The organism is Streptomyces sp. PA03-1a (assembly GCF_033792805.1).
Lineage (GTDB): Bacteria > Actinomycetota > Actinomycetes > Streptomycetales > Streptomycetaceae > Actinacidiphila.
The window spans coordinates 16,675-30,303 of the sequence record NZ_JARAVO010000030.1 but is presented as its reverse complement, the minus strand read 5'-3'; the positions used below and the strand labels follow the sequence as shown (position 1 = coordinate 30,303).

16 protein-coding genes are annotated in these 13,629 nt (G+C 71.2%); 9 read left to right on the top strand and 7 right to left on the bottom strand.

Annotated features, from left to right (window positions below; all coding sequences use genetic code 11):
- The first annotated feature begins 53 nt into the window (after positions 1-53).
- Entirely contained in the window at positions 54-698 is a 645-nt protein-coding gene (locus PV341_RS09410) for a dihydrofolate reductase family protein (protein ID WP_500326047.1), read from the top strand.
- Positions 699-926: 228 nt separating this feature from the next.
- Here PV341_RS09410 and PV341_RS09405 read toward each other — a convergent pair whose 3' ends face one another.
- On the bottom strand, positions 927-1,913 hold the full coding sequence (locus tag PV341_RS09405; RefSeq protein ID WP_500357335.1) for a hypothetical protein: 987 nt from the start codon (positions 1,911-1,913) through the stop codon (positions 927-929).
- Positions 1,914-2,126: 213 nt separating this feature from the next.
- A complete protein-coding gene (locus PV341_RS09400; protein ID WP_500326043.1) occupies positions 2,127-2,543 on the bottom strand; it encodes a MerR family transcriptional regulator in 417 nt (138 codons plus the stop codon).
- 166 nt (positions 2,544-2,709) lie between these two features.
- Here PV341_RS09400 and PV341_RS09395 point away from each other — a divergent pair, with 166 nt between their 5' ends.
- Positions 2,710-3,636: an oxidoreductase gene (locus tag PV341_RS09395; protein ID WP_500357333.1), complete on the top strand. Its 927-nt coding sequence runs from the start codon at positions 2,710-2,712 to the stop codon at positions 3,634-3,636.
- 104 nt (positions 3,637-3,740) lie between these two features.
- On the opposite strand, the gene PV341_RS09390 is transcribed toward PV341_RS09395, so the two are convergent.
- Both PV341_RS09390 and PV341_RS09385 read right to left on the bottom strand, forming a co-directional pair.
- On the bottom strand, positions 3,741-4,508 hold the full coding sequence (locus PV341_RS09390; protein ID WP_500326039.1) for an SDR family NAD(P)-dependent oxidoreductase: 768 nt from the start codon (positions 4,506-4,508) through the stop codon (positions 3,741-3,743).
- A gap of 158 nt (positions 4,509-4,666) precedes the next feature.
- On the bottom strand, positions 4,667-5,284 hold the full coding sequence (locus PV341_RS09385; protein WP_500326037.1) for an ester cyclase: 618 nt from the start codon (positions 5,282-5,284) through the stop codon (positions 4,667-4,669).
- Positions 5,285-5,587: 303 nt separating this feature from the next.
- On the opposite strand from PV341_RS09385, the gene PV341_RS09380 reads away from it, so the two are divergent.
- A complete protein-coding gene (locus tag PV341_RS09380; protein ID WP_500326035.1) occupies positions 5,588-6,283 on the top strand; it encodes a TetR/AcrR family transcriptional regulator in 696 nt (231 codons plus the stop codon).
- A gap of 17 nt (positions 6,284-6,300) precedes the next feature.
- On the opposite strand, the gene PV341_RS09375 is transcribed toward PV341_RS09380, so the two are convergent.
- Entirely contained in the window at positions 6,301-6,777 is a 477-nt protein-coding gene (locus tag PV341_RS09375) for a MarR family winged helix-turn-helix transcriptional regulator (RefSeq protein WP_500326033.1), read from the bottom strand.
- Between the two features lie 125 nt (positions 6,778-6,902).
- Between PV341_RS09375 and PV341_RS09370 the strand changes: the two genes are divergently transcribed.
- Positions 6,903-7,286 carry a VOC family protein gene (locus PV341_RS09370; protein WP_500326031.1) on the top strand — a complete coding sequence of 128 codons (384 nt, stop codon included), beginning with the start codon at positions 6,903-6,905 and terminating at the stop codon, positions 7,284-7,286.
- A gap of 45 nt (positions 7,287-7,331) precedes the next feature.
- On the opposite strand, the gene PV341_RS09365 is transcribed toward PV341_RS09370, so the two are convergent.
- Positions 7,332-8,183, bottom strand: a complete 852-nt coding sequence (locus tag PV341_RS09365) for an RNA polymerase sigma factor SigF (protein WP_500326029.1) — start codon at positions 8,181-8,183, stop codon at positions 7,332-7,334.
- A gap of 178 nt (positions 8,184-8,361) precedes the next feature.
- Here PV341_RS09365 and PV341_RS09360 point away from each other — a divergent pair, with 178 nt between their 5' ends.
- Together PV341_RS09360 and PV341_RS09355 are read left to right on the top strand one after the other, a co-directional pair.
- Positions 8,362-8,535 (top strand): CsbD family protein, encoded by a 174-nt coding sequence (locus PV341_RS09360; RefSeq protein WP_499509936.1) that lies wholly within the window; start codon positions 8,362-8,364, stop codon positions 8,533-8,535.
- Positions 8,536-8,766: 231 nt separating this feature from the next.
- Positions 8,767-10,074 (top strand): UDP-glucose dehydrogenase family protein, encoded by a 1,308-nt coding sequence (locus PV341_RS09355; protein ID WP_500357331.1) that lies wholly within the window; start codon positions 8,767-8,769, stop codon positions 10,072-10,074.
- Positions 10,075-10,147: 73 nt separating this feature from the next.
- On the opposite strand, the gene PV341_RS09350 is transcribed toward PV341_RS09355, so the two are convergent.
- Positions 10,148-10,660: a DUF6884 domain-containing protein gene (locus tag PV341_RS09350; RefSeq protein ID WP_500326025.1), complete on the bottom strand. Its 513-nt coding sequence runs from the start codon at positions 10,658-10,660 to the stop codon at positions 10,148-10,150.
- Positions 10,661-10,858: 198 nt separating this feature from the next.
- Between PV341_RS09350 and PV341_RS09345 the strand changes: the two genes are divergently transcribed.
- From PV341_RS09345 to PV341_RS09335, 3 genes are all read left to right on the top strand, one after another.
- The gene (locus PV341_RS09345; protein WP_500326023.1) at positions 10,859-11,473 is read left to right on the top strand and encodes a TetR/AcrR family transcriptional regulator; all 615 of its coding nucleotides are present in this window, start codon (positions 10,859-10,861) and stop codon (positions 11,471-11,473) included.
- A 198-nt stretch (positions 11,474-11,671) separates the two neighbouring features.
- The gene (locus tag PV341_RS09340; protein WP_500326021.1) at positions 11,672-12,688 is read left to right on the top strand and encodes a GlxA family transcriptional regulator; all 1,017 of its coding nucleotides are present in this window, start codon (positions 11,672-11,674) and stop codon (positions 12,686-12,688) included.
- Between the two features lie 260 nt (positions 12,689-12,948).
- The gene (locus PV341_RS09335; RefSeq protein WP_500326019.1) at positions 12,949-13,509 is read left to right on the top strand and encodes an ATP-binding protein; all 561 of its coding nucleotides are present in this window, start codon (positions 12,949-12,951) and stop codon (positions 13,507-13,509) included.
- Positions 13,510-13,629: the final 120 nt, after the last annotated feature.

Below are 13,629 nucleotides of genomic sequence, written 5' to 3'. Positions count from 1 at the left end.
GCGCCCACCGGTCTACCTCCCGACCGAGACGACCAACGCATCGGAAGTCAGACATGGGCCTGATCCACATCGAAATGTTCGCGACCCTCGACCTCGTCGGGCAGGCGCCCGGCGGCCCCGACGAGGACCCGGAGGGGTTCCCGTTCGGCGGCTGGCAGGCGCCCCTGCTGGACGAGGTCTCCGGGGCGCAGGTCGGTGCCGCGTACGAGGGCACGGACGCCCTGCTTCTCGGCCGGCGGACGTACGACATCTTCGCCGCCTACTGGCCGCACCAGAAGGGCGGCGAGGACGGCGAGATCGCCACGCTCTTCAACAGCGTCCCGAAGTACGTGGCCTCCCGCGGCAGGCCCGACCTCTCGTGGGCGGGGTCCACTCAGCTCGGCCCGGACCTGGCCGGCGCGGTGCGCGAGATCCGCGACCGGCACGAGCACGTGAAGGTCGTCGGGAGCCTGAACCTGGTCCAGACCCTCCTGCGTGAGAAGCTCTTCGACCGTCTCGACCTCTGGATGCACCCGATCGTGCTCGGCGTCGGGAAGAAGGTGTTCGACGGCGGCGCGGTCCCCACGAACGTCACGCTCCTCGAACCGCCCGCCGCCAGCCCGACGGGCACCGTGTACCTGCGCTACGGGCTCGCCGACGGCACGCCCGGCACGGGGGACATGAGCGCACCCGATCGCGGCGTCGGGCGCGGTGATTGACGCCGGCGGTGCATGCGCCGGGTCGGCATTCCGTCACGGCGTCCGCGGTTCGAACCGCCGACGCAGCGACGAAGTGCCTCCCCGGCAAGCGGTGCGGATCCCCGTCCGGCTCCTTCGCCGCCGCGCAGGACGGAATCGTCTTCGACCTCTTGATGCCGCAACAGCACCGCCGTCACATCCGACTCGTCGCGTCATGGCGTCCCACGGCCGAGGGCGGGTCGTGGGGCATCAGTGGTCGTCCCAGTCCTCCACGAAGAACCGGGCTTCGCTGACCACGGTGTCCTCGGCTCTGGCGGCCCGCACGTACATATGGGCCCCGTCCGGTCCCAGGTCGCCGCCGCAGCCGATGAGCAGGTCGATCCGCTGCTTCTCGATGTACCGGGTCAGGTCCGTGTCGACTGCGGACAGCGTCCTGCCGATCAACTCCATTCCGGCGAAGGTGACCTGGGGACCGGTCCGTCCGTGCACGGTCACGGCCGCCAAGGTGGGGAACCCCTCTAGGTGCCAGTAGTGGGCGGTCACCCCGGCGTCGTGAAACCGGTCCTCATCCAGGTACCAATGCCCGGCCTTCCTGTGGACCGGCCACGGATAGTGGCCCTGCCGTTCGGCCGGTACCTCGCCGCCCAAGGCGGCCACGACCTGCTGCGGGAGCATCCCGAACCGGAGCGGACCGACGCTCTCCAGCGGAGTGAAGCCCCAGTGCGGTCTGTCCTGCCCGGCCCTCACCGGCCATGCCCCCGGGTTCGTCTCCCGTGCGCGGACGTCACACCATTGGATGACCGGATCGGTCCCGTACGGGTCCTCGGCCAGCTCCGGGCCGACGAGCAGGGCGTCGGTGATCACCGCGTCCCTCCGCACCGCGTACCCCTGCGGATCCTGCCCCCACTCCAGTGCGGTACCCAGGGACACGCCCCACGCGGCGACCTCGGGATCACCGCTCCAGTTCACCCGGACCTCCACCCCCTCGCCATGGGCGAGAGCGTGGATGCCCGCGCGCACCTCGGACGGGGCTCGGGCGATCAGTTCCACGTCCCGCAGCCGTACCTGCGGACCCTCGTACGCCTGGATCGCGACGGCGGCCAGCCGCGTCCCCGGCCCGTAGATCGCGGTCACTCCGAGGCCCCCGTACCGCTGCCAGGACAAGGTGCATTCCCTGCTTTGTGACACGTGGACGTCCGCCCCGTCCAGCGCTGCCTTGACCTGGTCGGGACTCATCCCGAACCGCAGCGGACCCACACCCACCAGCGGATCAAGCTCCCACTGCGCACGCTCTTCAGGCTTCTTGTTCCGCCAGAACATCCCAACCCCCACGAGGATCCGAACAGCCCGGCGCTCGGCCGGTGATCATGTCCGGCACCCTAGGTGTGCGCACTGACACGGAGGCCCTGGAGACATCGTCGGCGGCGGTTCGCGGCATGTCGCCGCCGGTCACCCCGCGACCGCGCCCGGAACCTCGTCGGAGGCCGCGGGCGTCGCGGCTCCGGCGTCCTCCCAGGCGCGCAGGTACGCCTTGATCGCGTGCCGGTTGCGCTGCAGCACCTCGATGCGTCGCTCAATGCTGCTGAGCTGACGTCGCAGTCCGTCCAGGTCCTTCGCCGCCGGGCAGGACCGGACCTCCGTCCCCTCCTTCGCGGCATCGAGGCAGGGCAGGACCTCGCGGATCATCTCCGTCGTCAGGCCGGCTTCGAGGAGTTCGCGGATCTGCAGGACGCGGTCGACGGCGGGCTCGCCGTAGCTGCGGTACCCGTTGGCGCTCCGGAAGGGGTGGAGGATGCCGACCTCCTCGTAGTAGCGGAGCAGCCGCGGCGCGACACCCGTCTTCTCGGCCAGGTCCCCGATCTTCACATCGCCCTCCTTGGCTGGGCATCCGGTGCGCCTCGCCGCCGCACTGCGGGCGACCGGCGTCGCCGCTTGACCTTCACACTAATGGAAAGGTTTAGCTTCTTGCACGGCCCCGGAGCTGCCGGCGCGGGGTGACCGGGACCGTGCCGAGAAGAATGCGAGATCGAAGATGCCGACAGGATCCAGCAAGGGATGGACCGCTGACCGCATCGCCCCACAGGAGGGCCGTACCTTCGTCGTGACGGGCGCGACCAGCGGTCTCGGTCTGGTGACGGCGCGCGAGCTCGCCGCGCACGGCGGCCGGGTACTGCTCGCCGTCCGTGACACCGCACGGGGGGAAGCGGTGGCGTCCTCGCTGCGCGGGGCGTATCCCGGCGCCGAGGTCGCGGTGCGCCGGGTCGATCTGCTGGACGTGGACTCGATCCGCCGGGCGGCGGAGGAGATCGGCGAGGAGGAGTCCGTCGACGTACTGGTCAACAACGCGGGCATCTCCATGGTCGAGCACTCCGTGACCGCGCAGGGCGCCGAGCGCCACCTCGCCGCGAACCACCTCGGCCACTTCGCCCTCACGGCGCTGCTGGAACCGGTGCTGCGCCGGTCGCCGGCACCGCGGGTGGTCACCGTGACGTCGTACATGCACGAGAAGGGCGAACTCGACCTGGACGACGCCGCGTGGTCGCGGAAGTACACGCCCCTCGCCGCCTACTCGGCATCGAAGCTGGCCAACGCGGTCTTCGGCGTGGAGCTCGCCCGGCGCGAGCGGTCGTCTTCGTCGCCGATCACCAGCGTTCTCGCGCACCCCGGCTACAGCAACACGCCGATGCAGAGCAAGGGCACCGGGCCCGTGGGGATCGCCATGCGCGTGTCCGGCAGGCTCTTCGCGCAGAGTCCGGAGAGGGGAGCCCTGCCCCAGCTCTACGCGGCGACCGAGCCCGATCTCGCCGCGGGCTCCTACATCGGACCTGACGGCAAGGGCGGACGATCCGGGCATCCCATCCCCGTGCAACTGTCGGCGGTGGCCCAGGACCCGGAGCTCGGACGCCGGCTGTGGGAGCGCTCGCAGCAGCTGACCGGGGTCCGCTGGCACACCGCCTGAGTCCGTACGGGCCGTCCGCGGACCGCCCACTGGGGGCCGCGGGCCGGGCGTGTGCGTGTTCCGCCCCACCCCGGAGCTTCAGGGGTGGGGCCGGGCGTGCCGCGTCACCAGGCGCTGGCGCCGCCGTCGACGGCGTAGTTCGCCCCGGTGATGTAGGAGGCTCGGTCGGAGGCGAGGAAGGCGGCGAGGTCGACGATCTCTTCAGGTCGGGCGAAGCGCTTGAGGAGGGTCTTGCCGGTGATCGCGTCGCGGGCGGTCTGGTTGTCGCCGAGGTCGCGGTCGCTGGCAGGGGTCAGGACGGGGCCGGGGCTGATGGCCACCGCGCGGATCCCGTGCGGGGCGCCTTCGAGCGCGAGTTGCCGGGTCATGCCGATGACGCCGGCGTTGGCAGCGGTGTGCCCGACCATCGGGGGGTTCTCCCCGGCGATCATGCCGGCCATGGAGGCGACGTTGATGATGACGCCGCCCCCGCGGCGCACCAGGTGGGGCCAGGCGAATTCCGAGACGAAGAAGGGGATGTCGAGTTCGCCGGTGATGGTGGCGTGCCAGTCCTCGACGGAGAAGTCGGGCAGCGGGCCGAAACGCAACGAGGCGGCGTTGTTGTAGACGACGTCGAGCCCGCCGTAGGCGGCCGCGGCACCTTCGACGAGGCGCCGCACTTGCTCGGGGTCGGTGAGGTCGACCGGAGCGATGCCGGTCATCTCGCCGCCCGCGCGGCGGACGAGTTCGGTCGTCTCCTCGTTGGCGTCGGGGTTGATGTCGGCTCCGACGACCTTGGCGCCTTCTCCGGCGAACACCTGGGCCGCGACGCGGCCCATGCCTCCGCCGGTGCCGGTGATCAGCACGATCTTGCCGTCAAGAAGAGGTGTCATGGGAGTGCTCCTGGTCTGTGCGGGTGTGCGGGTGTGCGGGTGTGCGGGTGTGCGGGTGTGTGCGTGCGTGTGTGCGATGCCGTGGCCCCCCGGGCGCTCGCTGCGGGCGGGCGCCCGGGGTGCGTGCCACGGCCTGGTGAGGCGGGCCGTGCGATGCGCTACTTCGTGGTGGGGGGAACGGTGCCGGGAGGCGTCCCACCGCGGAGCTCGTCCAGGAACACCCCGAAGTTGCCCTCCGACCAGTGCTCGACGGACTGGCCGTGGATGACGCGGTCGATGGAGATGCCGCTGAGCTGGACGTCGCGGCCGGAGGCGGGGATGCCGAAGACCGTGCCGGTGTGACGCCCCGCGAAGCTCCAGCGGGTGACGACCTTGTCGCCCTCCACGATCTGGTCCAGGACGGTCATCTTGAAGCCGGTGAGCCCGGCCTTGATGTCGAGGTCGCCCGTGATCCAGTCGTCCCGGTTCTCGGGGCCGTTGAAGCCGTGGAGCACCAGGTCCTTGGAGATGTAGCGGTCGAATCCGGCGGCCAGGTCGCCGTTGTAGCTGGCGTAGTACGCCGAGGTGACCTGCAGCGGCGAGAGGTAGTGGTGGTGGGCCGCGTGGCCGGACGAGGCGGCGTTCGGTGCCGGGCTCTGGGCCGCGGCCGGGACGGCCACGGCGGTCAGGGCGGCGGCGACGGCGAGGCCGGTCATGGCGGCCGGCACCTTCTTGCGTCCCATGGACGTGGGAGTGACGGGGGTGGATGCGGCCTCACGGGTCTTGTGGAAGATCACGGGGCACTCCTCAGCTGATCATCGGTGCCCGAGAGCACCGAAGTGATTGACACGTCAAGCATCCTCCCGGGCTTGACAAGCGTCAAGCGGTTTCCGGTGGGGGCCATCCCGCGGCCACCCGGCCGATGACCGGCATGGAAGACTTGGATCACCGGCGATCGCCTCGCCATCCCGCCGGGGATTTCGGACGCGCGCGCCGCCCACCAGGCGCGATGCGCCAGTACCGGGGGCATGACCGGCGCGGTGACCGAGGGGGAGTGCGATCGACGTCAGCCGGCCGACGCCGAACGGAGCGATGCCAGAGTGACCGACGGAACACCGGATCAGGCGCCGGCGGCGACGGCGCGCGGGAAGTACGCCCCCGTCCGGCTGCGCGAGAGCGAGATCCTCCGGCGGGGCCTGGACACCTTCGCCGAGCTCGGCTACGCCGCCACCACCATGCGGGAGTTGGCCCGGCGGCTCGGCGTCAGCCACAACTTCGTCCACGAACGGTACGGGTCGAAGGGCGACTTCTGGCGCGCGGTGGTGGACTTCGCGCTGCGGGACGCCCAGCCCGCGCTCGACCGGCTCCTGGCCGAGTGCCACGACGACGGCGAACGCCTACGGGCCGTCGTCGTCCACCTGTACCGCCTCGCCGCGAACGACTCCGCCATGAACCGGTTGCTCACCGACGAGTCGACCCGGGACTCCGGTCGCCTGGACTATCTCCACCAGCGGTTCATCAAGCCGTTCTGGGACAGCATCGAGCCGACGGTCGACGGCCTCATGACGGCGGGCCGCATGCCGCGCGTCCCCCCGCACGTCCTGTACTTCGCCGTCACGGGCCCCGCGCTGGCTCTGGCGCAAGACCCGATCGCCGACCGGCTCAACCCCGACGAACTCCCGACGGCGGAGCGCGACAGGAACACCATGGCCGACGCGCTCTCCGCGCTTGTCCTGCACGGCCTGCTTCCGCCCTCGGACCACGGGCCCGTCACCGGCCGGTCCGGGCGGGCCTGACAGCCGGGGCGGTCGCGTCAGGAGGCGATCCTCGCCAGGGCCGCGGCGAGCGCCTTGAGGTCCAGGCCGTCGAGGTGGTCGAGGAAGCGACGCCGTACGGAGGCCAGATTGGTCGGCCACGCCTCCCGCAGCCGGGCGAGGCCGGCGTCGGTGAGGACCGCGTTCCAGCCGCGGGCGTCCTGGGTGTCCTTGACGCGCTGGACGAGCCCGTCGCTCTGCAGCCGGTACACGGCCCGCGTCATCCCGCTGAGCGACCGCTCGCAGGCGACGGCGAGATCGGTCATCCGCATCTGCCGCTCCGGTGCCTCGGACAGGTGCATCAGGGCCATGTACTCGGTCAGTGGAAGCCGCTGCTCGCGGACCAGATCGGCGTCCATGGCGCGGGGCAGGGCGTAGATGACGCGGTGCAGCGACCGGATGACCGCCTCTTCATCCGGGCTGAGGGGCGTGATTCCCTCCGGGGCCGCTTCCTGCTGCGGCATGACGTCAGACATGCCTCAAGATTACTTGCTTCGAGAAGTAAGCGAACGCTTTTTCGCCGTGACGCGGCTCGCATCCGCGGCGGCCGCCGAGCAGAAGGCGATCGCGCGGTGCGCCGTGGCTGCCTACACTCCCGGGCATGTCATGCCGCATCAGTGAGCTGGTCATCCATGCCGCCGACGCCGAGAGGCTCGCCGCGTTCTGGAGCGAGGTCCTCGGCTACGTCGAACTCGGCCGGGAGGACGACGGAAGCATCGAGATCGGGCCGCCCGGCGTCGGCTTCGGCGGCCCGCAGCCCACCCTCATCCTCAGCCCGAGCAGCAATCCACGGACCGGGAGGCTCCCGCTGCACATCGACGTCAACCCGGTCGACCGCGACCAGGATGCCGAGCTGGAGCGCTTGCTCGCGCTGGGCGCGAGGCCCGCCGACGTCGGCCAGACCGGCACCGAGAACTGGCACGTGCTGGCCGACCCGGAAGGCAACGAATTCTGCCTTCTGCGCCGCCGGCTCCAGCCCCTCTGACACCACGGGGTCCGGGGCGGCCGGGGGAAGCCGGGTTCCGTCGGCTCAACGAGTCAGCGCCTGGGCGCGCAGGCGGGTGAGGATCCGCGACAGGAGCCGGGAGACCTGCATCTGCGAGACGCCCAGGTGGGCGCCGATCTCGGCCTGGGTCATGTCGTGCCCGAAGCGGAGGGAGAGGATCAGCCGATCCCGCTCGGACAGCTGCCGGATGAGGGGCTTGACCGCCTCGATGTCGTCGACCTTGCCGTAGGCGGCGTCGTCGTAGCCCAGGCGCTCCGCCCAGGCAGCGCTGCCGTCGTCGTCCTCGGTCGCCGGCGCGTCGAGCGAGGCGGCCGAGTAGGCGTTGGCGGCGGTCAGGGCCTCCAGCACCTGCTCCTCGGTGATCTCCAGGCGGGACGCCAGCTCGGCCGTCGTCGGGGCCCGGTCCAGTTCGGCTTCCAGGGCGTCGGTGGCCTTGGCCACCTCGATGCGGAGTTCCTGCAGGCGCCGGGGCACGTGGACCGACCAGCTGGTGTCGCGGAAGAACCGCTTCATCTCGCCCACGATGGTCGGCACCGCGAAGGTCACGAACTCCACGCCGTAGGCGGGATCGAACCGGTCGACCGCCTTGATGAGGCCGATCGTGCCCACCTGCACGATGTCCTCCATCTGATCGGCGCGCTGGGAGAACCGGCGGGCCGCGAAGTGCACCAGCGAGGTGTTCATCTCGATGAGCGTGTTGCGCACGTACTGGTACTCGGCTGTGCCCTCCTCCAAGGCCTGCAGCCGGGCGAACATCACCTTGGAGACCTGCCGGATCTCGGGCGGCGTCATATTGCCCGGCACCTCGGGAAGCGCGTCCGCAGCGCCGTGCTCCTGCGTCGCCGCGACACTGCCACCGGCCACTGCGATCTGCATCTCGGCAACCCTCCTCGTCGGTATGTTCCAGCCTGCACCCTCGGTGCGTCACCCGCCTACCCCCGCCCAAGCCCGGCAGTCCACGGGTTCCCGCGCACGAGTGAGTGGTGTTTGCGACGCCGCCCAGCGGTCAGGCGAACCACAGAACATGACCTCGATACCTGGGAAGGTGAGCAGCATGGCCGCCAATGAGAAGGCCAAGGCGAAGACCGAGCAGGCCGTCGGCAAGGCCAAGGAGGCCGCTGGAGAGGCCGTGGGCAACGAGCGGCTGACCGCCGAGGGCCGCATGGAGCAGGCCAAGGGCGACGCGCGCCAGGCCAAGGAGAAGATCAAGGACATCGGCCGGCACTGACGACCGGCACCGAGCTCATGTCCGTGGGGCGGCCCGAGCGGGTCGCCCCACGCTCATGCCCGGTCTCACGGCCCGTCAGGCAGGCGTCCGAAAGGGGCTATGCTGCCCCGCACCAGCCAGAGAGCCGGACGGGATCCAGGGCGCCGGCCCCGGCCCCGGCCATGGTCCCAGCGGGAGCGAGTGCCCCACCCGGGTGCGGGGCTCGCCTCGAGAACGAACGGAACACCGCGCATGCCTCAGCCGTCCCAACGTCGTATCGCCATCTTCGGCGCCGGCTACATCGGCCTGGTGACCGGGGCCTGCTTCGCCGAACTGGGTCACGACGTCGTGCTCCGTGACGTCCAGCCGGAGAGGATCCGTCTCCTCGAGGCGGGTGACGTGCCGATCTACGAGCCCGGCCTCGGAGACCTGATCGCCCGCAACAAGGAACGGCTGACGTTCACCCTGGACGCAGAGGCAGCCGTCAGGGACGCCGAGGTCGCCTACGTCTGCGTGGACACCCCGCCCACGGCGTCGGGGGACGCGGACCTGTCCCGGGTGTGGTTGGTGATCGACGCGCTGAAGACCGCGTCGCACCTGGCGGCGGTCGTGGTCAAGAGCACGGTGCCGGTGGGCACCGCGGTGCGGGTGCGCGCCGCCCTGGACGCTGCCGGCCTGACGCACGTCGGCTACGCCTCGAACCCGGAGTTCACCGCCGAGGGCAAGGCGGTCGGCGACTTCCTGCACCCGGACCGGATCGTCATCGGCGTGGACGACCCCGCCACCGCCGACCTGGTCAGGAGCCTGCACCACGGCATCGACGGCCCCGTGGAGGTGATGGACACCGCGTCCGCCGAGATGGTCAAGCTCGCCGCGAACGCCCTGCTCGCCACGAAGATCACGTTCACGAACGAGATCGCGACGATGTGCGAGGCGACCGGAGCCGACATCGAGCACGTGACCCGCGCGATCGGCCTGGACCACCGGCTGGGCCCGTACTTCATGCAGGCGGGCCTCGGCTACGGCGGCAGTTGCTTCCCCAAGGACTCCCGGGCGCTGCGGGCGATGGCCAGCAACGCCGGCTACGCCTTCCAGCTGCTGACCGCCGTCATCGAGGTCAACGACCTGCAGCCGCGGCGGGCGATCCAGCGGCTGAAGGCGGAGCTGGGCGGCCTGGGCGGCACGACGGTCGCCCTGCTCGGCATGGCCTTCAAGGCCGGTACGGACGACATGCGCGAGGCGCCCAGTACGGTCATCGCGTCCCGGCTGCTGACCGAGGGCGCCACGGTCCGGACCTGGGACCCCCTCGCGCAGCCCGGCGCCGTCGAACCGTGGTCGTCGACGACCCGCCACGCCACCCCTCTGGAGGCGATGACCGGGGCCGACGCGGCGCTGATCGTCACCGAGTGGCCCCAACTGGCCGAAGTGCCCTGGGAGCAGGCCAGGGACGTCATGCGCCGGCCGCTGGTGTTCGACGGCAGGAACGTGCTGGACCCGGCCGGCATGGCAGGGCTGGGCTTCACGTACATGAGCGTGGGCCGTCGCACGGTCTCCGGTTGACGGCTGACGGCTGACGGCCCGCGGGGGCCGGAGCGCCGGGGGCCCGGGCCGGCCCGCCGGCGTGGTCGCCCGATCAGCTGTTGAGGCGGCGCAGTGCCACGGTCCGCCGGGCATCGCGTGTCTTCGCCGTGGCGGGGGGTCGCGTGGCTTCTGCGCGTGCCATCGCCGCGAGGCGTGCGAATTGCTCACCCATGCCCCTGGTTCCGCTCAGCGGGGTGAGGCCGTGCGGCCACACGGCCCTGGCGAGCGCGACGTGACGGGCGCCGCCGAGGATGACGACGGGGTCGACGGCGGCGATCCGGAGGTCTTCCGCCTGGGCGCGGAGAACTGCGTCGGTGACCGCGTCGGCGTGCCCGTGCGGGGTGTCGTACGGGTCGATCTCGTCGTCGAGGTCCAGCAGGCCGTACCGGGCGGAGAGGATCACGAGCCGGTCCGGTTGGAGCGCCTCGGCGGCCTTCCGGCACGCGCGGTGGTAGCTGCCGATGTACATGTCGGCCGCCCTGGCCCGGTGGTCCAACTTGCGGGAGCCGCAAGGGATGACGACCAGCTCCGGTCGGAAGCCGTCGGTGTACTGCCTCGGAGTCATGCAGGTTCCTTCCGGGTCCGTCTGCGCTCGGACGCGACGGACGCGAGCTCTCGCGCGGTCCGTCCTCGTCCCGTGCCATGAGGTGCAACACGGCGGGGGGAGAGGGCCGTGGCGGAAGGACATGCCATCGGGGCCTCACATCCGGACGTACCGCGGAGCGGGGCGGGTCCAGTAGGTGACCGGTCGTATAGTTCTCGTATGGGAAGCACCAGTGGTGCCAGGGAGAAGATTCTGAGCGCCGCTCACACGCTGTTCGACCAACGTGGCTACGCGGCGCTGGGGCTGGCGGAGATCTGCAGAGCGGCCGGAGTGCCCAGGGGCAGTTTCCACTACTTCTTCGCCTCCAAGGAGGCACTCGCGCTCAGCGTCATCGACGAGCACTGGAACGCGCAACGACGCGTCTGGCTCCGCCTCCTCGATCCCGACGCGGAACCCCTGTCGCGGTTGCGGACGCTCTTCGAGGCCACCAGCGCCCAGCAAGGTGCGGGACAGCGGGACTGCGGCATCGTCGCGGGCTGCATGTTCGCCAACTTCGCGGTCGAGTCGGGCGAACTGACGGAAGTCGTCCGCGAACGCCTGCGGGAGATCTTCGAAGCGCAGGTCGGCATGGTGGAGTCGGTCGTCGTCGAGGCTCTGCGGCGGGGCGAGGTGACCGTCCCGGACACGCGGGCGGCCGCCCGTTCCGTGGTGGCACAGCTCGAGGGCCGGGTCCTGTTCGCCAAGCTCTACAACAGCACGGCGCAGCTCGGCCCGCTGTGGGTCAACTGCCTTGCGCTGCTGGGTGCCCGCAGCCCTCAGGCGCCCGCCGCATGAGACGGCGTGGTGCCGGTGTGCGGCCTGGGAGGTTGTGCCTCTCAGGAGGGAGCAAACAGGTCGTGGCGTCGGCGCGGGTCGCGCGCGCACGATGGCGGGTGGAAAGCCGGGGAACGGCGGTTCCGCCGTCGTCGTCCTGGGGTCCTCGGGGAACCGCGGCGACCGCGGTCCGCGCGGCGCATGACCGGGAGGTGTCCCATGTTTCACAAGCAGCCTGGAGCGGGTCCGCTCACGGTGCTGGTGTTCGTCTTCCCGGGGGTGCGGCTGCTCGACGTGACGGGCCCCATCGAAGTCTTCGCCTCGGCGAACGAATGGGGCGGACCGTACCGGGTGCAGGTTGTGTCCGAGGACGGGGCGGAGGTGGTCACCGCCGCCGGGACGCGTCTCAGTGCCGACCTGTCCGTCGCCGACGTGCACGAGACGTGCGACGTCCTGGTGGTCCCGGGCGGCCCGGAATGGGAAACCGTGATCAAGGACGACGCCCTGCTGGACGCCGTACGGGGACTGAGCGGGAAGGCCCGCTGCACGGCATCGGTGTGCACCGGGGCCTTCCTGCTGGCCGCGGCCGGGCTGCTGGACGGCCGGCGGGCGGCGACGCACTGGAGGCAGACCCGGGAACTGGGGCTGCGCTACCCGTCCGTGAAGGTCGAGCCGGACGCCATCTTCGTCCGCGACGGGAAGATGATGACCTCGGCCGGCGTCAGCGCCGGCATCGACCTGTCCTTGGCTCTCGTCGAGGAGCACTACGGGGCGGAGGTCGCCCGGGCGGTCGCCAAGGACATGGTCGTCTTCATGCAGCGACCGGGCGGCCAGTCCCAGTTCAGCGCGCGCTCCCGGCTGCCGCACCCGCGCCAGGAGATGCTCCGCGAGGTCCTGGACTCGGTAGCGGAGAACCCCGGGGGCAACCACTCCCTGACGGCCATGGCCCGCAGGGCCGGCGTCAGCGTCCGGCACGTCACGCGGCTGTTCTACGACGAGGTGGGCACCAGTCCGGGACGGTACGTGGAGCAGGTCAGGCTGGAGGCCGCCCAGGCGATGCTGGAGACCGGTGACGACCCCATGGCCGTCGTGGCGCGGCGCACGGGATTCGGCTCGCCCGAGTCCCTGCGCCGGGCGTTCGTACGACACCTGGGGGTGACGCCGGCGGCGTTCCGGGCCAGTTTCCGGACGACCGGCCTGGGCGCCGGGGACCTGAGCCCGACGGCGGGCGCGTAGCACACGGCGATGTGCGTCATGGCCGGCCGTGAGCGAGGCCACGGGCAACAGGCTTCCGGGAGTTGAACGCTTGGGAAACAGCGGCCCTCGGCCGTTGTGAAGCCGCCTTCTCGGGTAGGAGTCGCAGGTGGACGTCGGCGGCCCGAAGCGAGCAGAAGGCGATCACCATGACCTCCATCGGTCCGACTCCCGAACCCGGTCGCCGCGGGCGACGTGCGTCGGCCTGCCCCGAAGCAGAGGCGCCGCGGGCACGGAGCGCGGTGGAGGACACCGAGGCGGCGCATCCGGAGCCGACACCCCTGAACGACGATGAACACGCCTGCACGCTGCCGCACTTCCACAGCGCCCTGTCCCTCATGCGGCGAAGGGTGCGGAAGATCCTGGCCGAGTGGGAGATGGCCCCGCCGGTCGCCGAGGACGTGCTGCTGGTCATATCGGAGCTGGCCACCAACGCCATCGTGCACACCGACGGCCCTGCGGGTCTGCGTCTGTCGTGGACCGAGGTCGACGGGCGCAGCGCGGTGCGCGTCGAGGTCACCGACTCGGGTCCGTCGGAAGGGCTCCGCGCGGCGGCGGGCGCCACCGACCCGGACGAGCACGGCCGGGGCCTCGGCATCGTCAGGGCCCTGTCGGCCCGGCACGGCGTCCGTTCCGACTACCCCGGATTCACGCACTGGGCGGACCTGTTCGCCGCTTGGAGACCTTCGCGCCGCGGCTCCGTCCGGTCAGCCGACCCGCGAGGCGCAGGCGAGGAACGGTCCGGCCGCCTTGCTCCACGACTCGCCCCGGGCGAGAGCGGCAGCGCCCTCCGTACGGAGTGAATCGACCACGGGCGTGAGGAAGTCCGCCCACCAATGCTGTACGGCCTCGGGCTTCAGGCCGATCGTGGCGACCGCCGCGCGCACCCTGTCCTCGAGGACCGCGGCGCCCTCGTCCAGGTC